Origin of the sequence: Umezawaea endophytica (assembly GCF_025061645.1) — a bacterium.
Classification (GTDB): Bacteria; Actinomycetota; Actinomycetes; order Mycobacteriales; family Pseudonocardiaceae; genus Umezawaea; species Umezawaea endophytica.
Genome location: NZ_JANYMP010000001.1, coordinates 859541 through 879007, shown reverse-complemented (window position 1 = coordinate 879007; position 19467 = coordinate 859541). Strand labels below are relative to the sequence as shown.

Here is a 19467-nt window from a genome sequence, read left to right as displayed (position 1 = left end):
AGCCCTCGACGCTTGGGAGGCCCGGCGCCGGGTACCCGCCGACCCCGTTCGAAGGTTCCCGGAGGAGAAACGCGATGCCCCCCAAACGCCAGCGCGACCAGGCCGCACCGAAACCGACGAGCCCGACGGGCAAGGTGGAGGTGGGCGTGAGCTTCGGCGACGACCGCCGCGCTCAGGCGGGGGAGCACCTCACCACCGCCCAGGGGCTGCGGCTGAGCGACACCGACCACTCGCTCAAGGCCGGGGCGCGCGGACCGTCGCTCCTGGAGGACTTCCACCTCCGCGAGAAGATCACGCACTTCGACCACGAGCGCATCCCGGAGCGCGTGGTCCACGCGCGGGGCGCGGCGGCGCACGGCACGTTCCGCGCCTACGGCAACGCCGAGTCCGTGACGAAGGCGGGCTTCCTGGCCAAGGGCCGCGAGACGCCGGTCTTCACCCGGTTCTCCACCGTGCTGGGCTCGCGCGGCTCGGCGGACACCGTCCGCGACGTGCGCGGCTTCGCGGTGAAGTTCTACACCGAGGAGGGCAACTTCGACCTCGTCGGCAACAACATGCCGGTGTTCTTCATCCAGGACGGCATCAAGTTCCCCGACGTCATCCACGCGGGCAAGCCGCACCCGGACCGGGAGATCCCGCAGGCGCAGACCGCGCACGACACGTTCTGGGACTTCGTGTCGCTGCACACCGAGGCCACCCACCACGTGCTGTGGGCGATGTCCGACCGGGGCATCCCGCGCTCCTACCGGACCATGGAGGGCTTCGGCGTCCACACGTTCCGGCTGGTCAACACGGCGGGCGAGACCTCGCTGGTGAAGTTCCACTGGAAGCCGGTCGCGGGCGTGCACTCCCTGGTGTGGGAGGAGGCGCAGATCGCCGCGGGCGCCGACCCCGACTTCCACCGGCGGGACATGGCCGACGGCATCGAGGCGGGCGCGCCGCTGGAGTACGAACTGGGCCTGCAACTGCTGCCCGACACCCCGGACGAGACGTTCGAGGGCATCGACCTGCTCGACCCGACCAAGATCGTGCCGGAGGAGCTGGCCGAGGTCGTCCTGGTCGGCAAGCTGACCCTGGACCGCAACCCCACCAACTACTTCGCCGAGACCGAGCAGGTCGCGTTCCACACCGGACACCTCGTGCCGGGCATCGAGATCACCAACGACCCGCTCATGCAGGCGCGGATGTTCTCCTACCTGGACACGCAGTTGACCCGCCTCGGCGGCCCCAACTTCACCCAGTTGCCGATCAACTGCCCGCACGTGCCGGTCAACGACAACCTGCGCGACGGCATGCACCAGACCGCGATCCACCAGGGCGTCACCCCCTACAAGCCGAACGGCATCGACGGCGACCGGCCGATCGCCGACGACACCGGGTACGTCCACCTGCCCCGCCCGGTCGAGGGCGTGAAGGTCCGGGCCAACCCGGTGTCGTTCGACGACCACTTCACCCAGGCCACGCTGTTCTGGCTGAGCATGAGCGCCGTGGAGAAGGCGCACATCGTGGAGGCGTTCACCTTCGAGTTGTCCAAGGTGTACGAGATGGCGATCCGCGAACGCGAACTCGCCGTGCTGGCCAACGTGGACGGTGAGCTGTGCGCCAGGGTCGCCGCCGGGCTGGGGCTCCCCGCACCCACCGGCAAGCCCGCCAAGGGGGTCGTGCCGTCACCCGCGCTCTCCCAGGTCCCGGTGGCGCCAGGGCCGATCGCGGGTCGGGTGATCGGCGTCGTCGCCTCGCCGGGCGCCGACGTCCCCGGAATCGCCAAGCTGCGCAAGGCCGCGGAGGCGCGGGGCGCCGTGGTGCGCGTCATCGCCGAGGTGGGAGGTCAACTCGGCAAGGGGGCCACGAAGGAGGTCGTCGAGCGCACGCTGCTCGCGACCCGCTCCGTCGAGTTCGACGCGGTGGTGGTCGCGGGCGGCGCCACCGTAACCGATCCGCGCCTCCCCGTGCTGCTCCAGGAGGCGTTCCGGCACTGCAAGGTGCTCGGGGCCTGGGGTGGCGGCGCCGACCTCCTGCGAGCGGCGGGGATCGACACCGACGCGCCCGGCGTGCTGCTCGCCGACACGATGGTCAAGGCTTCCGCGATCGCGCTGCTGGATGCGGTCGGCCTGCACCGGGTGTGGGACCGGGCGGTGCCCGCCGGAGAGGCCTGACCGGTGAGCTGGTGGCGCCCGCGGACCGGGCGCCACCGGCTCAGCCGAACGCCTGGTGGGCGGCCGGGCCCCGGACGAGCTGGGCCCTGCGGCCACCCGCGAACCAGCCGATGCTGCCCAGGAACGGGAAGCCCAGCACCACCGCGATCCACAGCAGCTTGCCGCCGCCGGTCAACCGCGGGTCGCGGGCGACCGACACGATCGCCGCCACCCACAGCACGAACGCCGCCACGCTGAGCACGGCGATCACCACGAGCAGCCCGACGCCGAGCCCGCTGAGGTCCTGCTCCGTTCCCTGTCCCATGTGGACGATGGTAGGCACGGCCCTCACCGCCCCACCAGCCGTGCCACACGATCGTGCTCCGTCAGCGGCCCGTGGCGGCCAGGACGGCGGTGGCGATCTCCTGGTGGCCCGCGGGAGTCGGGTGCACGTCGGTGTGGCGGCAGAAGTACGTCAGGGCGCACACCTTCGCCACCGGGGTGGGGATCGGACCGTAGGTCGGGTCCTGCGTCACCTCCGTCAACGGCTCGTACCCACCGGTCGCGGCGGTCACGTCGACGAACGACGCCCCCACCTTCCCGTACTCCTCCGCCAGCGCGGTGTTGAGCACGTCGCGGAACAGCGGCACCGACAGCCGCGCCAGGGCCTGCCCGTTCGGGAACTCGGACGACACCCACGCCCCGAGGAACACGTCCGGGTAGGTGAGCCCCACGATCGGCGCGTCACCCGCGGCCTCGCGCAGCGCGGGCAGCACGGAGGCCAGGTTGGCGCGGATGCCCGCCACGGCCTGCGTCGCGCACGCCACCGCGTCCGACGACAGCGCGCACGGCGCCAGGTCGTTGCCGCCGATCACCACCGTCACCAGTCCGACGCGCCCGGCGTTCTCCCGCAGCGCCCGCACGGCGGCGTCGAGCTGCGTGCTCCCGGTCACGTCGACCCCGTCGACGGGCCGGTTCCGGAGCGCGCAGCCGGTCTGGTCGCGCAACTGCGCGGACGTGGCGCCGCTGCACGCGACGTTGATCAGTTCCAGGTCGGCCTGGTCGGCGACGAGGTGGGCGAACCCGTCCTCGCTCGGACCGGCGGGCACACCCGCGTCGGTGGGCCGGTAGCCGGTCGCGTACGAGTCGCCCAGCGACACGAGCACGCGTTCGACGGGCGGCGGGCTGGTGGTGGTCGACGTCGGCGCCGGACCGTCGACAGGGCCCGCGGAACAGGCTCCGAGCACCACGAGCAGCGCGCCGACGAGCGCGGGACGGACTCCGCGGTTCACCACGGGCGCACGTCGGCGCACGTCGGGGCAGGGGAGGTCGGCAACGCGATCGGCAACGGGAGGGGCATCCGTCCAGTATCCCGCAGATCCGGCCGGGCACCGGTGCGCACGACGCGCGAGCCCGGCCGGGCGCTGGTGCGCACCGGCTGAGCGCGCACCGGCTGAGCGGACCCTGCCGAGCCGGCCTGGCCGACCAGCGGACCCTGCCGACACGCGGGCCCGTCAGGACCGCTTGAGGAAGCGGGACAGCAGCGTGGTGCGCTTGGACGGCAGCCTGCCGTTCACGGCGTCGTCGACCAGCGCGGCCACGGTCTCCGCGGCGCAGGTCTTGTTGGCGCCGATGCCACCGGTGGAGCCGCGCTTGATCCAGCCGACCACGTAGGTCCCCGGCCGGCCCGCCACCCGTCCTCCGGTGTGCGGGACGGTGCCGGTGCCCTCGTCGAACGGCAGGCCGGGCAGCGGGGTGCCGCGGTAGCCGACCGCGCGGACGACCTGGCCGGTGCCGATCTCCACGTCGTCGGCGGGGCCGGTCACGCGGAGGCCGCGCACCGCGGTGTCGCCGACGACGGCGACGGGCGCGGAGTGGAAGCGGAGTACGACGCGCCTGCCGGGCGGGGGAGGTGCCGACCAGTCGACCACCTCCCGCGCCACCCGTTGCAGCACAACGGCTTTGCCGGTCGGGGCGGCGGTGTCGACGGCCCGCGTCGTGCGGTCGTCCTGCGCGTCGACCACCACGTCCACCCCGGTCCGCTCGACGAGGGCGAGCAGTTCCGACCTGCTGCACGCCGCCGCGTCCGGGCCGCGGCGGCTGAGCACGACGACCTCGCGAACCCGGCTGGACCTCAACCGCGCCAACGCCCGCGGCGCGATGGACGTGCCTTCGAGGGTCTTCGGGTCGGCGGTCAGGATCCGTGCCACGTCCAGGGCGACGTTGCCGCCGCCGACCACGACGACGCGCTCGGACGACAGGTCGACCGCGTCGTCCGCCACGTCGGGGTGGCCGTTGTACCAGGCCACCACGGTCGTGGCGGCGACGCTGCCCGCCAGGTCCTCACCTGGCACGCCGAGTGGTTTCGCCGCCGACGCGCCGACGGCGTAGACCACCGCGTCGTGCCGTGCCGCCAGGTCCTCCGCGGTGATGTCCTTCCCGACCTCGACGCCCAGGCGCAGCCGGAGCCGGGGGTGGGTGTGGAAGCGGGCGAAGGCCTCGCCGATCCGCTTCGTCGACGGGTGGTCGGGCGCCACGCCGTACCGGACCAGGCCGCCCGCGACCGGCATCCGGTCGAACAGCGTCACGCGGGAGTTGGTGCGCAGCAACAGGTCCTGGACGACGTACAGGCCCGCGGGACCGGTGCCGACGACCGCGACGTCCAGCGACTTGAAGTCGGCGGGGGTCGCGCGGGTGAACGCGGGCGGGCCCCAGCCGTGGAAGTTCGGCGCGGGATCGGGCGCGTCCGCGGTCGCCGCGTAGTAGTCGGCGTTGACCTTCGCGTAGGGCTTGAGCGGTCCGGTCAGCGCGTCCACGGGGAAGATCGCGTCGACCGGGCACGCCTCCGCGCACGCCCCGCAGTCGATGCAGGCCTTCGGGTCGACGTGGAGCACGTCGGTGGTGCCGAAGTCCGGCTCGTCCGGCGTCGGGTGGATGCAGTTGACCGGGCAGACCGCGACGCACGACGCGTCGGCGCAGCAGTTCTGGGTGATCGCGTAGGCCATGGGTCAGATCAGGTTGGCGCGCTGGTAGATCCGGGTGGCCGCCCTGGTGAGCAGGCCCGCGGAGTGCAGGAACTCCATCAGCCCCGCGCAGCTCGACCGCAGCATCGACCTGTGGTGCTCGTTGGCCCTGGCCTCGCGGATCGCGCGCTCGGGGTCGAGCCCGGCGTTCGCGTACACCTTCTCGCTGACCATGCTGGTGACGATGCAGTACGACGCGATGGCCACGACCAGCGCGTTGAACTGCCTGCGCAGCGGGCCCGCCCCCGCGAGCCGGTCACGGGTCTCGCCGCGGGCGAACTCCATGTGCCGCGACTCCTCGACCACGTGGATGTTGTTGATGGTGCGGACGAAGGGGGCGACCCGCTCGTCGCGCATCCAGTCGCGCTGCATGACGTCGAGGACCTCCTCGGCGACCAGGATCGCCGCGTAGGCGGCTTCGCCGACGGCGACGGTCTTGAACGCCCGGCCCAGCTCGACCACGAGCCGCCGCGGCCGGTAGGCGGGAGCGCCGAGCTTCGCCGCGCCGCGGGCGAACATGATGGAGTGGCGGCACTCGTCGGCGATCTCGGTCAGCGCCCACTGGAAGGCGGGGTCGGTCGGGTCCTTCGCGTAGAAGTCCCGCAGCACCATCTGCTGGAGGATCATCTCGAACCAGATCCCGGTGCTCGCGACGGACGCGGCCTCCTGCCGGGTGAGTTCGCGCTGCTGCTCGGCGGACATCTCGTCCCAGTACGGCGTCCCGTACAGGGTGCTCCACTCCGGGCTCGTGCCGTGGAAGTCCTTGTCCAGGGGAGTGTCCCAGTCGACCTCCTGGACGGGGTCGTACGACAGGGCCTCCGCCGAGTCCAGCAACCTTCGGGCGACGGCCTGCCGGTCGGGTCGGGACCCGACCGCTCCACCTCGGGTATCCGCGCTGGTCATGAGGCCTCCCTGATGACGAGTTATGTGCTACCCATGGTTACAGTTACCTAAGGTAACACGAACGGGTCGTCGGGATCGACCCCTCGTCGCGAGGTCAGGCGTCGAGCTTGGACACCTGGTAGTGGCTGATCAGCCAGGTGTCGTCGATCCGCCGCAGGACCACACCGAGGTGCAGGCTCAGCGTCGGCCGGTCCGTGAAGCCGAAGTCGACGGCGAAGTAGCCGAGGACGACGTCGTCGGCGAGCCGCCGGGACTCCCGCAGCGCGAAGTCCGCGGTCAGGCCGAGCGGTTGGCCGTCGTAGTAGGCGGCCACGCCCTCGCGGCCGACGGTGTAGGGGTGCAGCCCCTGGAAGATCGCGTCGTCGGTGAACACCGCGGCGACCCGATCCGGCTCGTGGGCGTCGACGGCCGACTTCCACTCGGACAGGACGCCGACCAGGATGTCGTTCTCGTTCATGGTGCTTCTCCGTTTCAGAGCTTGCTCGCGAGGGTGGTGAGGGTGTCGGCGACGGGGCGTTCGCGCACGTGCCGGTAGCCGGTCCCGGCCCAGAGGTTGACGTGCTCGGGGTCGTCGGCCGCGGCGGCGGCCCGGCGGACGGGGCTGGTGAGGTGGTGCAGTGCCGGGTAGCCGGACGGCGCGTGGTCGTGGTGGGCGGCGGTGAACCGGTTGGGCAGGGCTCGGGCGGGCCGCCCGGTGAAGGCGCGGGTGACGACGGTGTCGCCTCGGTCCGCGCCGAGCAGCGCCCGGCGGTGCGCGGTGGACGTGCCCGCTTCCGGCGCGAGCAGCAGCGCGGTCCCGACCAGGACCGCGCGGGCGCAGCAGGCGATCATCGCCGCCACGTCCTCGGGGTCGACGACGCCACCCGCGGCGATCTTGGGCAGCCCCGCGGCGTGGTTGATCTCGGCCAGCAGCTCCCGCAGCGGTGTCGCGGGCGGGATCCGTTGGGGTGTCAGGGTTCCGGAGTGGCAGCCCGCGGCCGAAGCCTGCACGACGAGCGCGTCGACACCCGCGTCGACGGCCCGCAGCGCCTCGTCGGCCGAGGTGACCGTCTGCACCAGGACGCTGCCCGCCCGGTGCAGCGCCGCCACCGCGCCCGCGTCGGGCAGGCCGAAGGTGAACGACACGATCGGGACGGGGTGCTCCAGCAGCACGTCGACCTTGTCGCGCCAGTGGTCGTCGTCCTCGACGGGCTTGGCCGGGACCGCGACGCCGAACCGTTCGGCGTCACCGCGCACGGCGTCGCGGTAGCGGCGGTAGGCCGCCGCGTCGACCGGGACCGGGTTCGGGGCGAACAGGTTCACCCCGAACGTGCCGGTCTCCGACCGCACGGCCGCGAGCTGCTCGCCGAGCAGCGCGGGCGCCTTGTACCCGCCCGCCAGGAAGCCCAGCGACCCGGCCCGCGCGGCGGCCACGACGAACTCGGGTGTCGAGGGACCGCCCGCCATGGGGGCCGCCAGCACCGGCAGCCGCACACCGAGACCGTCCAGGAAACCGGTGCTCATCATCTCCTCCTCCGGTGGAACCGTCCTAAACCGACGGTGGGCCCGCGGTCCTATACTCGTGGATCATGGATGTCGAGCTGCGCCACCTCAGGGCGTTCGTCGCGGTGGCGCAGAACCTGTCGTTCACCCGTGCCGCCGAGCAGTTGCTGATCACCCAGCCCGCGTTGACGCGCACCGTCAAGCAGTTGGAGGCGGCGCTGGAGGTCGGCCTGCTCGACCGCGACTCCCGCCACGTCTCGCTGACCCCGGTCGGCGCGGAGTTCCTCGAACGGGCCCAGCAGGTGCTGCTCGCCATGGACCAGGCCCTCGCGTCGACGCGCGAGCAGGTGGCCCTCCGGATGGGGTTCAGTTGGCTGCTGCCCGATCCCTGGGCCCAGCGGACCCTGGCCCGCTACGAACAGCTCACCGGCAGCCGGGTCTCGCTGATCCGGGTCGACGACCCGCTGGCGGCCGTCGTGCAGGGCCACATCGACGTCGCCGTGGTGCGCGGGCCGGTCGACGGGGGCTCGCCCGCGCGGGTCGTGCACCTGTTCGACGAGGCGCGCGTCGCCGTCTGCTCGGTCGACTCCGCGCTCGCCGCCGCCGACCGGCTGCGCTGGGACGAGATCGCCCGGTGGCCCCTGGTGGTCAACACCGTCAGCGGCACCACCGGCCCGTGGTCGTGGACCGACGGCGGCGGGCCCTCGGAGGTCGTCGAGACCGGCAACTTCGACGAGTGGCTGGAGTCGGTGGCGGCGAACAGGGGCATCGGTGTCGTGCCGGAGGTGGCGATGCGCCGCAACATCCACCCCGCGGTGCGCTTCGTCCCGCTCACCGGTGCCCCTTCCAGTCCGGTCTCGATCGCCTTCCTGCCCGACCACCTGCCCCGGCTGCTGCGCCGGTTCGCCGAGGCGGCCGTCGACTCCGCCCGCTGACCGGCCGGGTCAGTGCCCGGCGCTCTGCCCGCCGTCGACGTGCAGCACCTCACCGGTGACGAACGGCGCGTTCTCCAGGAACAGCACGCCGTCGACGACGTCGCTCGTGGTGCCCAGGCGCCCCACCGGGTGCAGCGACGCCAGCGCCTCGTGGGTCTCGGGGGCGTGCATCGGCGTCAGGATGATGCCCGGCGAGACGGCGTTCACCCGCACACCCCGCTTGGCGTACTCGACGGCCAGCGACTTCGTCGCGGACTGGAGGCCGCCCTTGGTGAGCGAGGCGAGCACCGACGGGACGCCGCTGTTCGCGTGGTCGACCAGGCTGGTGGTGATCTGGACGACGTGACCGCCCCCGCCCTGCCGCAGCATCTGCGCCACGGCCAGCTTGGTGGTGGTGAAGAAACCGGTGAGGTTGACGCCGACCGCGGCCCGGAAGTCGTCCTCCGTGTAGTCGGTGAACGGCTTGGCGATGAAGACGCCCGCGTTGTTCACGAGCGTGTCCACGCGGCCGAACTCCCGCACGGCGGTCTCGACGACCTCGGTGGCGACGGCGGGGTCGGCGATGTCACCGGCGACCGTGACGTAGTCCGCCTCGCGCGCCGGGGCGATCGAGCGCGAGTTGGCGACGACCGCGAAGCCCAGCTTCCGGTACGCCTCGACGAGCGCCGCGCCGATGCCCTGCGAGGCGCCGGTGATGATGGCGACCTTCTGGTCGGTGGTGGTCATGGTGGTTCTCCTGTTCGCGGTTGGTCGATCAGCGGTTCGCGGGCGCTTCGGCCGTGGTGGTCGAGCATCCACAATGGACTCCAACCGTCCGTTGTGGACACCCTCCCTCCGCGTCCGGCGCGGTCCCCGCCGCCACCACGAAGCTAGTGGCGCCCGAGAGCGCTGTGAAATGCCTGCTCCGGCCGATCCATGCCGCACGGACATGGATGCTCTTCGGCGGCTCGGGCCCCTACGACCCGACCTCGCGCAGCCCCCGCTCCCAGCGCTCCCTGCGCTGCTCGGGGGTCTGCTCCCACCACGGGGTGCCGCGCTCGCCCAGTGCCACCTTGGCCACCTGGACCCGTGCCCGCGCGGACGCCGGGTCCTCCCCGGCGCGCAGCGCTCGGCCGACGTCCCGGCGCGCGGCCATCAACGCCTTGCGCAGCTCCGCGGCGACGGCCTCCGGGATGTCCGGGTCGGTGGCGCGCCAGCGACGACCGGAGACGACGATGAAGTGCCCGTCCTCGGTCTTCGGCGGCGGCTCGTCGCCCTTCACCGCTCCACCGCCGCGGCGGGGAGCCGACAGGGCTCGGTCACGTCGTCGCGGCGATCAGCAGCCCGACGTCCAGGACGGCGATGGCGATCGTGATCCGGAACGCCGCAGGCCCGTCGGGGGCCCGCAGGGCGGCGACCACCGCGCCGAGCGCGCCCGCGACCCCTCCGGTCACGGCGACCAGGGCGAACACCCTCGACGTGCCCGCCGGGCCGAAGGCGAGGACGACGGACGCGGACGCCAGCGCGACGGCCATGACCACCACGCCCCACCGCGGGCCGAGCCGCTGCGGGAGGCCGCGGACCCCGGTGGCGGCGTCCGCGCGCAGGTCGGGCAGGACGTTCGCGAAGTGCGCGCCGAACCCGAGCAGCGCCCCGACCACCGGCACCCACCACGGCGGCCAGGGATGGCCGGGCAGCGCCAGGTAGGGCCCGAGGGGGAGGGCGCCGAAGGCGAGCAGGTAGGGCGCGCCGGACCAGGCGGTCGCCTTCAGCCCGAGGTTGTAGGCCCACCCCGCGGCGACGCCCACCAGGAGGGCGGTGGCGGCGTAAACGCCCAGCAACGCGGACAGCGCGATCGTGGCCGCCAGCGCCAGTCCCGCCGCCGCGGCGACCACGGGGACCGGGACCCGGCCCGTCGCCGCGGGCTTGGCCGTCCGTCCGGTGGCGCGGTCCCTGGCGCTGTCGACCCAGTCGTTCGACCACCCGACCGACAACTGCCCGGTCAGCACGGCGGCGCCGATCAGCAGCACCCCGCCCACCCCGTGCCCGACACCGATGGCGAGCAGCACCGCCACGGTCGTGACGGCCAGCGACGGGACGGGGTGGCACGAACCCGCCAGACCGCTGACCAGCGCGCGATTCGTTGGTGCGAACGGTGTTCCCGTCATCTGCGGAGTGTAGGCGCGACCCGTACGGTGAGCAGGATGACAACGGTAGCGGCGGTGCACGGGGTTTTGCCCCCGCACCGCTACCCGCAGCGGATGCTGACCGACCTGTTCGCCCGTCTCTGCCTGCCCGACCCGACGTCACGCGCCCTGGCGGAGCGCCTGCACGACAACACGGGGGTCGCCACCCGCCACCTGGCCCTGCCCATCGAGCGCTACCCCGAACTGGACGGGTTCACCGCGGCGAACGACGCCTTCCTGTCGGTCGCGGTGGACCTCGGCTGCGAGGCCGTGCTCGGCGCGCTCGCCGACGCGGGCCTCGAGCCGGAGGACGTCGACCTGGTGATGTCCACGACCGTCACGGGGATCGCCGTCCCCTCCCTCGACTCCAGGATCGCCGCCCGGATCGGGATGCGGCCCGACGTCAAGCGCGTGCCGATGCTGGGCCTGGGCTGCCTGGCCGGTGCCGCGGGCGTCGCCCGGCTGCACGACTTCCTGCGCGGCTGGCCGACGTCGGTCGCGGTGCTGGTGTCGGTCGAGCTGTGCTCGCTCACCTTGCAGCGCCAGGACCCCAGCACCGCCAACACGATCGCGGCGGGCCTGTTCGGCGACGGCGCCGCCGCCGTGGTGGCGGTCGGCGCGGACCACCCCCGCTCGGCGGGCGGCCCGCGGGTGGTGGACACCGTCAGCCACCAGTACCCGGACTCCGAGCGGGCCATGGGCTGGGACGTCGGCAGCGGCGGGCTGAAGATCGTCCTGGGGGTCGAGGTCCCCGACCTGGTGCGGACCTACCTGGCCGCCGACGTGGAGCAGCTACTGGGGCCGCACGGCCTCGGCGTCGACGACGTGGCGCGGTGGATCTGCCACCCCGGCGGACCCAAGGTCATCGAGACCATCCAGTCCGTACTCGCCCTCGACGCGGAGGACCTGGCGATGACCTGGCGCTCGCTCAACCGGATCGGCAACCTGTCCTCCGCGTCCGTGCTGCACGTGTTCGCCGACACGCTCGCCGAACGGCCCGCCGCGCCGGGGGACTGGGGCGTGCTGCTGGCGATGGGGCCCGGCTTCTGCGCCGAACTGGTGCTGCTCCGGTGGTGAGCCAGGCCTGGTACTCGGTCCTCATCGGCCTCGTGGCGGTCGAGCGCCTGGTGGAACTCGTGGTGGCCAAGCGGAACCTGGCCTGGAGCCTGGTGCGCGGCGGTCGGGAGAGCGGGTTCGCGCACTACCCGTTCATGGTCGTGCTGCACACCGGGCTGCTGGCGGGCTGCCTGGTCGAGGTGTGGGCGCGCGACACGGGCTTCCGGCCCGTGCTCGCGTGGTCGATGCTGGCCCTGGTGCTCGCCGCCCAGGTGCTGCGGTGGTGGTGCGTCCGCGCCCTCGGCCACCAGTGGAACACCCGGATCGTGGTCGTGCCGGGGCTGGAGAAGGTGACCGGCGGCCCGTACCGGTTGTGCTCGCACCCGAACTACGTCGCCGTCGTCGTCGAGGGGTTCGCCCTGCCGCTGGTGCACGGCGCGTGGCTCACGGCCGCGGTGTTCACCGTGCTGAACGCCGGGCTCCTGGTCGTCCGGATCCGGGCCGAGGACGAGGCCCTGCGGTCGGCGTATGCGTGACGTCGTGGTGGCGGGCGGCGGCCCGGCCGGGCTCGCGGTGGCGTTGGGCTGCGCGCGGGCCGGTTTGGACGTCGTGGTGTGCGAGAAGCGCGCCGGGGTCATCGACAAGGCGTGCGGGGAGGGCCTGATGCCCGGCGCGGTGCGGGCGCTGGCCGCTCTCGGCGTCGACCCGCCCGGCCACCCGATCAACGGCATCACCTACCGGCAGGGGGCGACCGTCGCGCACGCGGCGTTCCGCGACGGGGCGGGGCGGGGCGTCCGGCGCACCGTCCTGCACGACGCGCTGCGCGCCGAGGTGGCGCGGCACGGCGTCCCGGTGCTGACGCGCCCGGTCGCCGGGATCGTCCAGCACACCGACCACGTGCGGGTGGGCGACCTGCGCGCGCGGTACCTCGTCGCCGCCGACGGCCTGCACTCCTCGCTGCGCGGTGAGGTGGGCCTGGCCGTCGACGGCGGTCGGGGGGCTCCCCGGTGGGGGCTGCGGCGCCACTACGCCGTGCGCCCGTTCAGCGATTCGGTCGAGGTGACGTGGGCTGAGCACTCGGAGGCCTACGTGACCCCGATCGCGGAGGACACCATCGGCGTCGCGGTCCTGTCGTCCGTCCGCGGCGGTTTCGCGGACCAGTTGGCGGCGTTCCCGGAGTTGGCCGCCCGGCTGGCCGGGGCGCCCCCGGCCTCCGCCGTCCGGGGAGCGGGTCCGCTGCGCCAGCGGACCTCCGGCCGGGTCGCGGGCCGGGTGCTGCTGGTCGGGGACGCCGCCGGCTACATCGACGCGCTGACCGGCGAAGGGCTGGCGCTGTCCTTGACCGCCGCCGCCGAGCTGGTCCGGTGCCTGAGCGCCGACCGGCCCGGTGACTACGACCGCGCGTGGGCGGGCACGTCGCGCCGGTCCCGCTGGCTGACCTCCGGCCTGCTGTGGACCCGTGGCAGGCCCGCGCTGGCACGCCGCGTCGTGCCGCTGGCCGCCCGCGCGCCGAGGGTGTTCTCCCTCGCCGTCGACCAGTTGGCCCGATGAGCGGGCGCGACGAGTGGGACCTCGTCGTCGTGGGGGCCGGGCCCGCGGGGTCCACGGCGGCCCTCGCGGCGCTGCGGGCCGACCCGAGCGCGCGCGTCCTGCTGCTGGACGCGGCGGACTTCCCCCGCGACAAGGTGTGCGGCGACGGCGTCGCACCGCACGCGCTGGACGTGCTCTCGGACCTGGGCGTCGACGTCGACGCGCTCGTCGGCGGAACGCGCCCGATCACCTCGCTGCGGCTGGTGTCACCCCGCGGGGTCGTGGCCGCCCGCGCGTTCGCCCGGCCCGCCGCCGTGGTGCCCAGATTCCTGCTGGACGAGCGCCTCGTGCGCGCGGCGGTGGAAGCGGGCGCCGTGCTGCGCCGCCACCGGGTGCGCACGGTCACCGCCGTCGACGGCGCGGTCCTGGTCGACGGGACCGTCCGCGCGCGGGCGGTCGTCGGCGCGGACGGTGCCGAGTCGGTGGTCCGCCGCCACTGCGGTGCCCGCCCCGCCCGCCCCGGCACGGTGGCCATCGCCCTGCGCGGCTACGCCGGTTCCGGGCCGTGGCGGGAGGGTGAGCAGTCGCTCACCATGACCGCCGAGCACTGGCCCGCCTACGCCTGGGCCTTCCCCGTCGGGGACGGGACCGCGAACGTCGGGTACGGGCAGCTCGTCCGCGCCACCGCGCCCACGCGGGCGCACCTGACCCAACGGCTGCGCGACCTGCTGCCCGGCCTCCCGGCGCTGCGGCTGCGCGGGCACCGGCTGCCGCTGTCGACCGGCCGACCCGACGTCGGTCACGGCCGGGTCCTGCTCACCGGCGACGCCGCGTCGCTGATCAACCCGCTGACCGGTGAGGGCATCTACTACGCGGTCCTGTCCGGTCGCCTCGCGGGCGCCGCGGCGCTGACCGCCGACCCGGCGGCAACGTACCGCCGCGCGCTGCGCCGTCACCTGGGCACGCACCTCCGCCACACCGACGTGCTGGCCCGGCTCACCGGGCGCCCGTGGCCGCTGGACGTCGCGACCGCCGCCGCTCGGGACGGCCAGGGCGCGTTCGACCGGTTCGTCGAGATCGGCCTCGGAGCGGGCACCTTCGACGTCCACCTGGCGCTGGCCATGGCGGGAGCTGTCCGGAAGCGGTGACTACCGCGGCGCGGCCGGTGCGGTGAACCAGCGGTCGAGTTCGTCGAGCACGTTCTCGACGATGCCGCGCAGCTCGTCGGCGATCCGGTCCTGGTCCTGGCCCTCGAGGGTGCGTCGGCCCGCTTCGCCGATGATGATCTGGAAGACGCCCGAGAGCGCGATGCCGTGCAGCCTGGCCACTTCCGGGGACAGGGGCGTGGTGTCGCCGATGGCGGCGGCGAGCGCGGTGGCCTGGCGGTCGGTCAGGTCCAGCGCGAGCCTGCGGACGGTGGGGCTGATGGCCGCCAGGTGGCCGAGTTCGCCCGGCCAGATCTCGGCGGGGACGGCGCGGATCGCGTCGACGGACGCGAGGGTGTAGTCGCGGATGGCCGCCGCGGGGCTGGTGCCCGCCGGGCGGGAGCGGACCAGGTCGCACAGCCGGTCCTGTATCTGCTGGTCGCGGTCGGTGACCAGGTGCTGCTTGGTCTGGAAGTAGTTGTAGACGGTCTGCTCGGAGACCTGGGCCTCGCGCGCGACGTCGTTGACGGAGACGTTCTCGTAGCCGTGCTGGGCGAACAGCCGGGCCGCGGTGTCCGCGATGAGTCGTCGGGTGCGCGCCTTCTTGAGCTCGCGGATTCCGGGGCCGGTCATCGGGCCAGCCTAGACGAACGGGAACGAACTTGTAGTCAACTCTAAAATTAGGGTGTACTCTAAAAATATGCCCGGACCGGCCACAATGGACGAACAGGAGACGACACGATGATCTTCATCAGCACCGCGGGCAAGGTGGGTGCGGAGGCGGCGCGGCTGCTCGCCGGACGAGGGGTGCCCGTGCGGGTGCTGGTCCGCGACGAGGGGAAGGCGACCGAGCTGGCGCGGGCGGGCGTGGACGTCGTGCGGGGCGACCTCGGCGATCCGGCGACCGTCGACGCGGCGGTGAAGGGCGCCTCGGCCGTGGTGCTCGTCAGCCCGGCGGTCCCCGCGCAGGAACTGGCCGTGGTCGACAGCGCCGTCCGCGCGGGCGTCGACCACGTCGTCAAGATCACCAGCAAGGCCTCCGCGGACTCGCCCATCGCCCGGCGGCGCGACCAGACCGAGATCGAGAACGGCCTGATCGCGTCCGGGCTCGGCTGCACGCTCCTGCGGAACAACGCCTACATGCAGAACTTCCTCGTGCTGGCACCGGGGATCGTCAAGGCGGACGGCTTCGGCTCGTCGGCCGGTGACGGGCGCGTCGGCATGGTCGACACCCGCGACGTCGCCGCCGTCGCCGCCGAGATCGCCGCCGCCCCCGCCCCGCACCGGGGGAAGACGTACTGGCTCACCGGCCCGGAGTCACTGTCCTACGCGGACGCGGCGGCGGTGCTCACGAAGGTGCTCGGCAGGAGGATCGCCTACCGCCCGCTCACGTTCGAGGAGCAGAAGCGGGCGATGGTCGACGCGGGTGTTCCCGAGGTCGTCGCCGGGATGAACGCGCAGGCGCTCAGCCTCTTCGCCGAGGGCGACTCCGACTGGCTGACCGACGACGTGCCGTCGATCGTGGGCAGGCGGGCGCGGTCGTTCGAGGCGTTCGTCACCGACCACGCGGCGGCGTTCTCGTGACACCGGAACGGAAACGGCCCACGGTCCTCGACGGACAGCACACCGAACCCTTGGAGGACAGGTGAAAGCCATCCGGTTCAGCGGATACGGCGGGCCGGAGGTCCTGGACCTCGTCGACGTCGACGACCCGGAGCCGGGGCACGGCGAGATCCTCGTCGCCGTCCGGGCGGCGGGGGTCAACGGGATCGACCACAAGCTCCGCGCCGGTCACCTGAAGGACTTCATGCCGCTCTCCCTCCCCGCAGGCACCGGGTTCGACGCGGCGGGCACGGTGATCGCCGTCGGCGGCGGGGTCGAGGGGGTCGTCGTCGGCGACGAGGTCTTCGGCAACGGCCGCGACACGCTGGCCGAGTCCGCGGTCCTCACGAGCTGGGCCCTCGTGCCCGACGGCCTGTCGCCCGAGGAGGCCGCCGGGTACCCGCTGCCGGTCGAGACCGCGATCCGCGTCCTCGACGTGGCCGCGGTGCGGCCGGGCGAGACCGTCGTGATCAGCGGCGCCTCGGGCGGCGTGGGATCCGCCGCCGTCCAGTTCGCGCTGCACCGGGGCGCGCGGGTGATCGGCACCGCGAGCGAGGAGAACCAGGCCTACCTGCGGTCGCTCGGGGCGACCGCCACCACCTACGGCGACGGCCTGGTCGAACGGGTCCGCGCGCTCGCGGGCGGGCCCGTCCACGCCGCGCTCGACATCGCCGGGTCCGGTGTCCTGCCCGAGCTGGTCGACCTCACCGGCGACCCGGAGCGGGTCGTGACCATCGCGGACTTCGGCGGCGCGGGCCTCGGGGTCCGGACCTCATCCGCGGCGGGGGACCACCGGGCGGCGCTGGCCGAGGTCGTCGACCTCGTCCGCCGGGGCCGGTTCCGCATCCCCGTCGCCCGGTCGTTCCCGCTGGACCGGGCGGGCGAGGCGCACGAGTCCTGCGCCCGCGGGCACATCGCGGGTCGAACGGTGGTGACCGTCCGGTGAGCCGGGGCGGGGTGTTCGGGCTCGGCACGTTCGCCGTGGGCGCGGACCGGTTCGCCGGGCTGGTCGTCGACGACCGGGTGGTCGACCTGCGGCCGTCGCTGGGCGACGACGTCACGACGGGCGCGCTGCTGGACGACTGGGACGTGTCCTTCCCGCGCCTGGAGGCGCTCGTGGGCACGGCGCACACCGGACCGCCGCTGTCCGAGGTGCGTCCACTGCCCCCCGGTGTTCCCGTCGGGCCAGGTCTTCTGCGCGGGCGCGAACCACCGCGAGCACACCGTGGAGATGTCGCTGGTGCTGCTGCGCGGCGACCCCGAGGAGACGCGGCCCGACGCGGAGCTGGTGGAGGAGGCGACGGCCATCGCCGACCGCGTGGAGGCCGGGGACCCGTACGTGTTCCTCGGACTGCCCAGCGCGCTGGCGGGCGCCCGCGACGACGTGGTGCTGTGGGGCCCCGGCGTCCAGCACGACTGGGAGGTGGAGGTCGCGGTCGTGATCGGCCGGACGGCGCACCGCGTCGCGCCGGAGCGGGCCCTCGACCACGTGGCGGGCTACACCATCTGCAACGACGTCAGCACCCGCGACCTCATGGTCCGGCCCGGCTTCGCGCTCAGCGACTTCCTCATGGCGAAGAACCGACCGACGTTCTTCCCGATCGGCCCCTACCTCGTGCCGCGCCGGTTCGTGCCGGACCACCGCGGCCTGAGGATGCGGTTGGAGGTCAACGGCGAGGTCATGCAGGACGGCCGGGTCGGGGACCTCGTGCACGGCGTCGAGGAGCTGGTCTCCTACCTCTCCCACGCGACGGTCCTCTCGCCGGGCGACGTCGTCCTCACCGGGACCCCGGCGGGCAACGCGGGCGCGCGCGGTGGCCGCCGGCTCCGGCCCGGTGACGTGGTGGAGGCGACCGTCACGGGCTTGGGCCACCAGCGCACCCTGTGCGTCGCCGACCCGACGGCGGCGGGCCGATGACGATGCGGGCGGTGGTCATGGAGGCGTTCGGCGGACCCGACGTGCTGAGGCCGCGGGCGGTACCGCGCCCGGAACCCGGTCCCGGTGAGGTCCGGATCGCGGTCCGGGCGTCCTCCGTGGCCTTCGGCCGGGACGTCACCACCCGCGGGGGCCGTCATCCGGTCTTCCGCGGGCTGGTCACCCCGCCGCACGTGCTGGGCGGTGAGCACGCGGGCGTCGTGGCCGCGGTCGGCCCCGGTGTGGACGAGGCGGTGCTCGGCCGCCGCGTCGCCGTCAGCGCGCCCGTCGTGTGCGGGACGTGCGGGGCGTGCGCCGACGGGCGTCCGTGGGACTGCGGCGCCGTCACGGCATCGGTATCCAGCGTCCGGGGTCCAACGCGCAGTACACCGCGGTCCCGGTCGCCAACACCGCCGAACTCCCGGCCGCGACGCCGTTCGACCACGCCGCCGCGCTCGCGGCGAGCGGCCCGCTGGCGTGGGAGGAACTCGACGTGGCCAGGGTGGGTTCCGGCGACTGGGTCCTGGTCCCCGGCGCGGCGGGGTCGGTGGGCGTGCTCCTGGTGTCGCTGGCCCTCCGGCGCGGCGCGCGCGTCGTGGCCGCCACCAGGGGGCGGCGCGCGGCGGGCGAACTGCTGGCGCTCGGGGCCGACGCCGTGGTCGACACCCGCGACCCGGACCTGGCCGACCGGCTGCGCTCGCTCGCCCCGCGCGGGGTGGACGTGGTGGTCGACAACGTCACCGATCCCGATCTGTGGCGGCGGTACTGGCCCGCCGTCGCCCGGCGCGGCCGGATCGTCACGGCGGGCCGGGCGGGTGGCCACGGCGAACCGCTGCCCGTCGACGTCGTCTCGTTCTACAACCGCCGCGCCTCGCTCACCGGCCTGGTCGTCGGCGACCCGCGTCCGGTGGACGCCTTCTGGGCCGCCCAACACCGGGAGCCGCTCACGATCCCGCCCGAGCTGGTCACGGTGTTCCCGCTGGAGCGGGCCGCCGACGCGCACCGGCTGGTCGAGGCGGGGACCAAGGTCGGGCACGTGGTCCTGTCGGTCGACGGGAACGCACCGTCCGAAGAGGAGGGATGACGGTGGTGGAGTCCACTCTGGACACGGGGTTGCTCCGACGTGCCTTCGGCATGTTCCCCAGCGGGGTGACCGCGATCTGCGCCCTGGTCGACGGGAAGCCGACCGGGATGGCGGCCAGCTCGTTCACCTCGGTGTCGCTGGACCCGCCCCTCGTGTCGGTCTGCATCGCCCACACCTCAAGCACGTGGCCGGTCCTGCGGACGGCGACGCGGATCGGGGTGAGCGTGCTGGGGGAGGGGCACCGCGACGTCGTCCGCAGGCTCGCCGCCCGCGGGGGCGACCGCTTCGCGGGCCTCGGACACGACGTCGACGGCGACGCGCTGCTGCTGCACGACGCGGCGATGCGGGCCGTCTGCTCGCTCGACCGGGAGGTGCCCGTGGGCGACCACCTCATCGCCGTGCTGCGCGTGCACAGCGTCGACCCGCACCCCGAGGTCGAGCCGATCGTGTTCCACGCCAGCGGTTTCCGGCTGCTCGAACGCTGACCCCGCG

Annotated in this window: 21 protein-coding genes and 1 pseudogene; 12 read left to right on the top strand and 10 right to left on the bottom strand. The window is 73.8% G+C overall.

Going from position 1 to position 19467, the window contains the following annotated elements:
• The first annotated feature begins 74 nt into the window (after nt 1-74).
• The gene (locus NZH93_RS03480; protein WP_276022595.1) at nt 75-2156 is read left to right on the top strand and encodes a catalase; all 2082 of its coding nucleotides are present in this window, start codon (nt 75-77) and stop codon (nt 2154-2156) included.
• A gap of 40 nt (nt 2157-2196) precedes the next feature.
• On the opposite strand, the gene NZH93_RS03475 is transcribed toward NZH93_RS03480, so the two are convergent.
• The 6 genes from NZH93_RS03475 to NZH93_RS03450 form a co-directional block, all read right to left on the bottom strand.
• Nucleotides 2197-2460, bottom strand: a complete 264-nt coding sequence (locus NZH93_RS03475; RefSeq protein ID WP_259621401.1) for a PLD nuclease N-terminal domain-containing protein — start codon at nt 2458-2460, stop codon at nt 2197-2199.
• Nucleotides 2461-2521: 61 nt separating this feature from the next.
• Complete coding sequence (locus NZH93_RS03470) at nt 2522-3430, bottom strand: GDSL-type esterase/lipase family protein (protein ID WP_259621400.1); 909 nt, start codon at nt 3428-3430, stop codon at nt 2522-2524.
• 219 nt (nt 3431-3649) lie between these two features.
• On the bottom strand, nt 3650-5140 hold the full coding sequence (locus tag NZH93_RS03465) for an FAD-dependent oxidoreductase (RefSeq protein ID WP_259621399.1): 1491 nt from the start codon (nt 5138-5140) through the stop codon (nt 3650-3652).
• A 3-nt stretch (nt 5141-5143) separates the two neighbouring features.
• Entirely contained in the window at nt 5144-6061 is a 918-nt protein-coding gene (locus NZH93_RS03460) for an AurF N-oxygenase family protein (protein ID WP_259621398.1), read from the bottom strand.
• A 94-nt stretch (nt 6062-6155) separates the two neighbouring features.
• Nucleotides 6156-6518 (bottom strand): YybH family protein, encoded by a 363-nt coding sequence (locus NZH93_RS03455; RefSeq protein WP_259621397.1) that lies wholly within the window; start codon nt 6516-6518, stop codon nt 6156-6158.
• Between the two features lie 14 nt (nt 6519-6532).
• Nucleotides 6533-7618, bottom strand: coding sequence for an NAD(P)H-dependent flavin oxidoreductase (locus tag NZH93_RS03450; protein ID WP_308214159.1), 1086 nt, complete (start codon nt 7616-7618; stop codon nt 6533-6535).
• A gap of 11 nt (nt 7619-7629) precedes the next feature.
• On the opposite strand from NZH93_RS03450, the gene NZH93_RS03445 reads away from it, so the two are divergent.
• Nucleotides 7630-8478 carry a LysR family transcriptional regulator gene (locus NZH93_RS03445; protein WP_259621395.1) on the top strand — a complete coding sequence of 283 codons (849 nt, stop codon included), beginning with the start codon at nt 7630-7632 and terminating at the stop codon, nt 8476-8478.
• A gap of 9 nt (nt 8479-8487) precedes the next feature.
• Here the strand turns inward: NZH93_RS03445 and NZH93_RS03440 are convergent, their stop codons facing one another.
• The 3 genes from NZH93_RS03440 to NZH93_RS03430 form a co-directional block, all read right to left on the bottom strand.
• Complete coding sequence (locus NZH93_RS03440; protein ID WP_259621394.1) at nt 8488-9204, bottom strand: SDR family NAD(P)-dependent oxidoreductase; 717 nt, start codon at nt 9202-9204, stop codon at nt 8488-8490.
• 229 nt (nt 9205-9433) lie between these two features.
• Nucleotides 9434-9739, bottom strand: coding sequence for a hypothetical protein (locus NZH93_RS03435; protein ID WP_259621393.1), 306 nt, complete (start codon nt 9737-9739; stop codon nt 9434-9436).
• Nucleotides 9740-9776: 37 nt separating this feature from the next.
• Nucleotides 9777-10625, bottom strand: coding sequence for a UbiA family prenyltransferase (locus NZH93_RS03430; protein WP_259621392.1), 849 nt, complete (start codon nt 10623-10625; stop codon nt 9777-9779).
• Nucleotides 10626-10661: 36 nt separating this feature from the next.
• Here NZH93_RS03430 and NZH93_RS03425 point away from each other — a divergent pair, with 36 nt between their 5' ends.
• From NZH93_RS03425 to NZH93_RS03410, 4 genes are read left to right on the top strand one after another with little or no spacing between them, the layout of a single operon-like run.
• A complete protein-coding gene (locus NZH93_RS03425; RefSeq protein WP_259621391.1) occupies nt 10662-11720 on the top strand; it encodes a type III polyketide synthase in 1059 nt (352 codons plus the stop codon).
• Nucleotides 11717-12235 carry an isoprenylcysteine carboxyl methyltransferase family protein gene (locus NZH93_RS50510; RefSeq protein WP_259621390.1) on the top strand — a complete coding sequence of 173 codons (519 nt, stop codon included), beginning with the start codon at nt 11717-11719 and terminating at the stop codon, nt 12233-12235. Before NZH93_RS03425 ends, NZH93_RS50510 begins: the two co-directional genes overlap by 4 nt.
• On the top strand, nt 12228-13250 hold the full coding sequence (locus NZH93_RS03415) for an NAD(P)/FAD-dependent oxidoreductase (RefSeq protein WP_259621389.1): 1023 nt from the start codon (nt 12228-12230) through the stop codon (nt 13248-13250). The genes NZH93_RS50510 and NZH93_RS03415 overlap by 8 nt, the downstream gene beginning before the upstream one ends.
• Entirely contained in the window at nt 13247-14377 is a 1131-nt protein-coding gene (locus tag NZH93_RS03410; RefSeq protein WP_259621388.1) for a geranylgeranyl reductase family protein, read from the top strand. The genes NZH93_RS03415 and NZH93_RS03410 overlap by 4 nt, the downstream gene beginning before the upstream one ends.
• Here the strand turns inward: NZH93_RS03410 and NZH93_RS03405 are convergent, their stop codons facing one another.
• Nucleotides 14378-15007: a TetR/AcrR family transcriptional regulator gene (locus NZH93_RS03405; RefSeq protein ID WP_259621387.1), complete on the bottom strand. Its 630-nt coding sequence runs from the start codon at nt 15005-15007 to the stop codon at nt 14378-14380.
• Nucleotides 15008-15115: 108 nt separating this feature from the next.
• Between NZH93_RS03405 and NZH93_RS03400 the strand changes: the two genes are divergently transcribed.
• The 6 genes and pseudogenes from NZH93_RS03400 to NZH93_RS03380 all read left to right on the top strand — a co-directional run bounded on the left by NZH93_RS03400 (nt 15116) and on the right by NZH93_RS03380 (nt 19460).
• Nucleotides 15116-15958 carry an NmrA family NAD(P)-binding protein gene (locus NZH93_RS03400; protein WP_259621386.1) on the top strand — a complete coding sequence of 281 codons (843 nt, stop codon included), beginning with the start codon at nt 15116-15118 and terminating at the stop codon, nt 15956-15958.
• 61 nt (nt 15959-16019) lie between these two features.
• Nucleotides 16020-16922 carry an NADP-dependent oxidoreductase gene (locus NZH93_RS03395; protein ID WP_259621385.1) on the top strand — a complete coding sequence of 301 codons (903 nt, stop codon included), beginning with the start codon at nt 16020-16022 and terminating at the stop codon, nt 16920-16922.
• A gap of 225 nt (nt 16923-17147) precedes the next feature.
• A complete protein-coding gene (locus tag NZH93_RS03390; RefSeq protein WP_259621384.1) occupies nt 17148-17894 on the top strand; it encodes a fumarylacetoacetate hydrolase family protein in 747 nt (248 codons plus the stop codon).
• A pseudogene (locus tag NZH93_RS51170) lies at nt 17891-18175 on the top strand (alcohol dehydrogenase catalytic domain-containing protein); the annotation flags it as partial. The gene NZH93_RS03390 and the pseudogene NZH93_RS51170, both read left to right, overlap by 4 nt.
• A 26-nt stretch (nt 18176-18201) precedes the next feature.
• The gene (locus NZH93_RS03385) at nt 18202-18975 is read left to right on the top strand and encodes a quinone oxidoreductase family protein (RefSeq protein ID WP_259621383.1); all 774 of its coding nucleotides are present in this window, start codon (nt 18202-18204) and stop codon (nt 18973-18975) included.
• On the top strand, nt 18972-19460 hold the full coding sequence (locus NZH93_RS03380; RefSeq protein ID WP_259621382.1) for a flavin reductase family protein: 489 nt from the start codon (nt 18972-18974) through the stop codon (nt 19458-19460). The genes NZH93_RS03385 and NZH93_RS03380 overlap by 4 nt, the downstream gene beginning before the upstream one ends.
• The last annotated feature ends 7 nt before the right edge of the window (nt 19461-19467 follow it).

Bases quoted from the DNA above. Each gene is read 5' to 3' on its own strand.
- NZH93_RS03480 (WP_276022595.1), top strand. From the start codon at position 75: ATGCCCCCCAAACGCCAGCGCGACCAGGCCGCACCGAAACCGACGAGC.
- NZH93_RS03475 (WP_259621401.1), bottom strand. From the start codon at position 2,460: ATGGGACAGGGAACGGAGCAGGACCTCAGCGGGCTCGGCGTCGGGCTG.
- NZH93_RS03465 (WP_259621399.1), bottom strand. From the start codon at position 5,140: ATGGCCTACGCGATCACCCAGAACTGCTGCGCCGACGCGTCGTGCGTC.
- NZH93_RS03460 (WP_259621398.1), bottom strand. From the start codon at position 6,061: ATGACCAGCGCGGATACCCGAGGTGGAGCGGTCGGGTCCCGACCCGAC.
- NZH93_RS03455 (WP_259621397.1), bottom strand. From the start codon at position 6,518: ATGAACGAGAACGACATCCTGGTCGGCGTCCTGTCCGAGTGGAAGTCG.
- NZH93_RS03445 (WP_259621395.1), top strand. From the start codon at position 7,630: ATGGATGTCGAGCTGCGCCACCTCAGGGCGTTCGTCGCGGTGGCGCAG.
- NZH93_RS03440 (WP_259621394.1), bottom strand. From the start codon at position 9,204: ATGACCACCACCGACCAGAAGGTCGCCATCATCACCGGCGCCTCGCAG.
- NZH93_RS03430 (WP_259621392.1), bottom strand. From the start codon at position 10,625: ATGACGGGAACACCGTTCGCACCAACGAATCGCGCGCTGGTCAGCGGT.
- NZH93_RS03425 (WP_259621391.1), top strand. From the start codon at position 10,662: ATGACAACGGTAGCGGCGGTGCACGGGGTTTTGCCCCCGCACCGCTAC.
- NZH93_RS03415 (WP_259621389.1), top strand. From the start codon at position 12,228: ATGCGTGACGTCGTGGTGGCGGGCGGCGGCCCGGCCGGGCTCGCGGTG.
- NZH93_RS03410 (WP_259621388.1), top strand. From the start codon at position 13,247: ATGAGCGGGCGCGACGAGTGGGACCTCGTCGTCGTGGGGGCCGGGCCC.
- NZH93_RS03405 (WP_259621387.1), bottom strand. From the start codon at position 15,007: ATGACCGGCCCCGGAATCCGCGAGCTCAAGAAGGCGCGCACCCGACGA.
- NZH93_RS03400 (WP_259621386.1), top strand. From the start codon at position 15,116: ATGATCTTCATCAGCACCGCGGGCAAGGTGGGTGCGGAGGCGGCGCGG.
- NZH93_RS03380 (WP_259621382.1), top strand. From the start codon at position 18,972: ATGACGGTGGTGGAGTCCACTCTGGACACGGGGTTGCTCCGACGTGCC.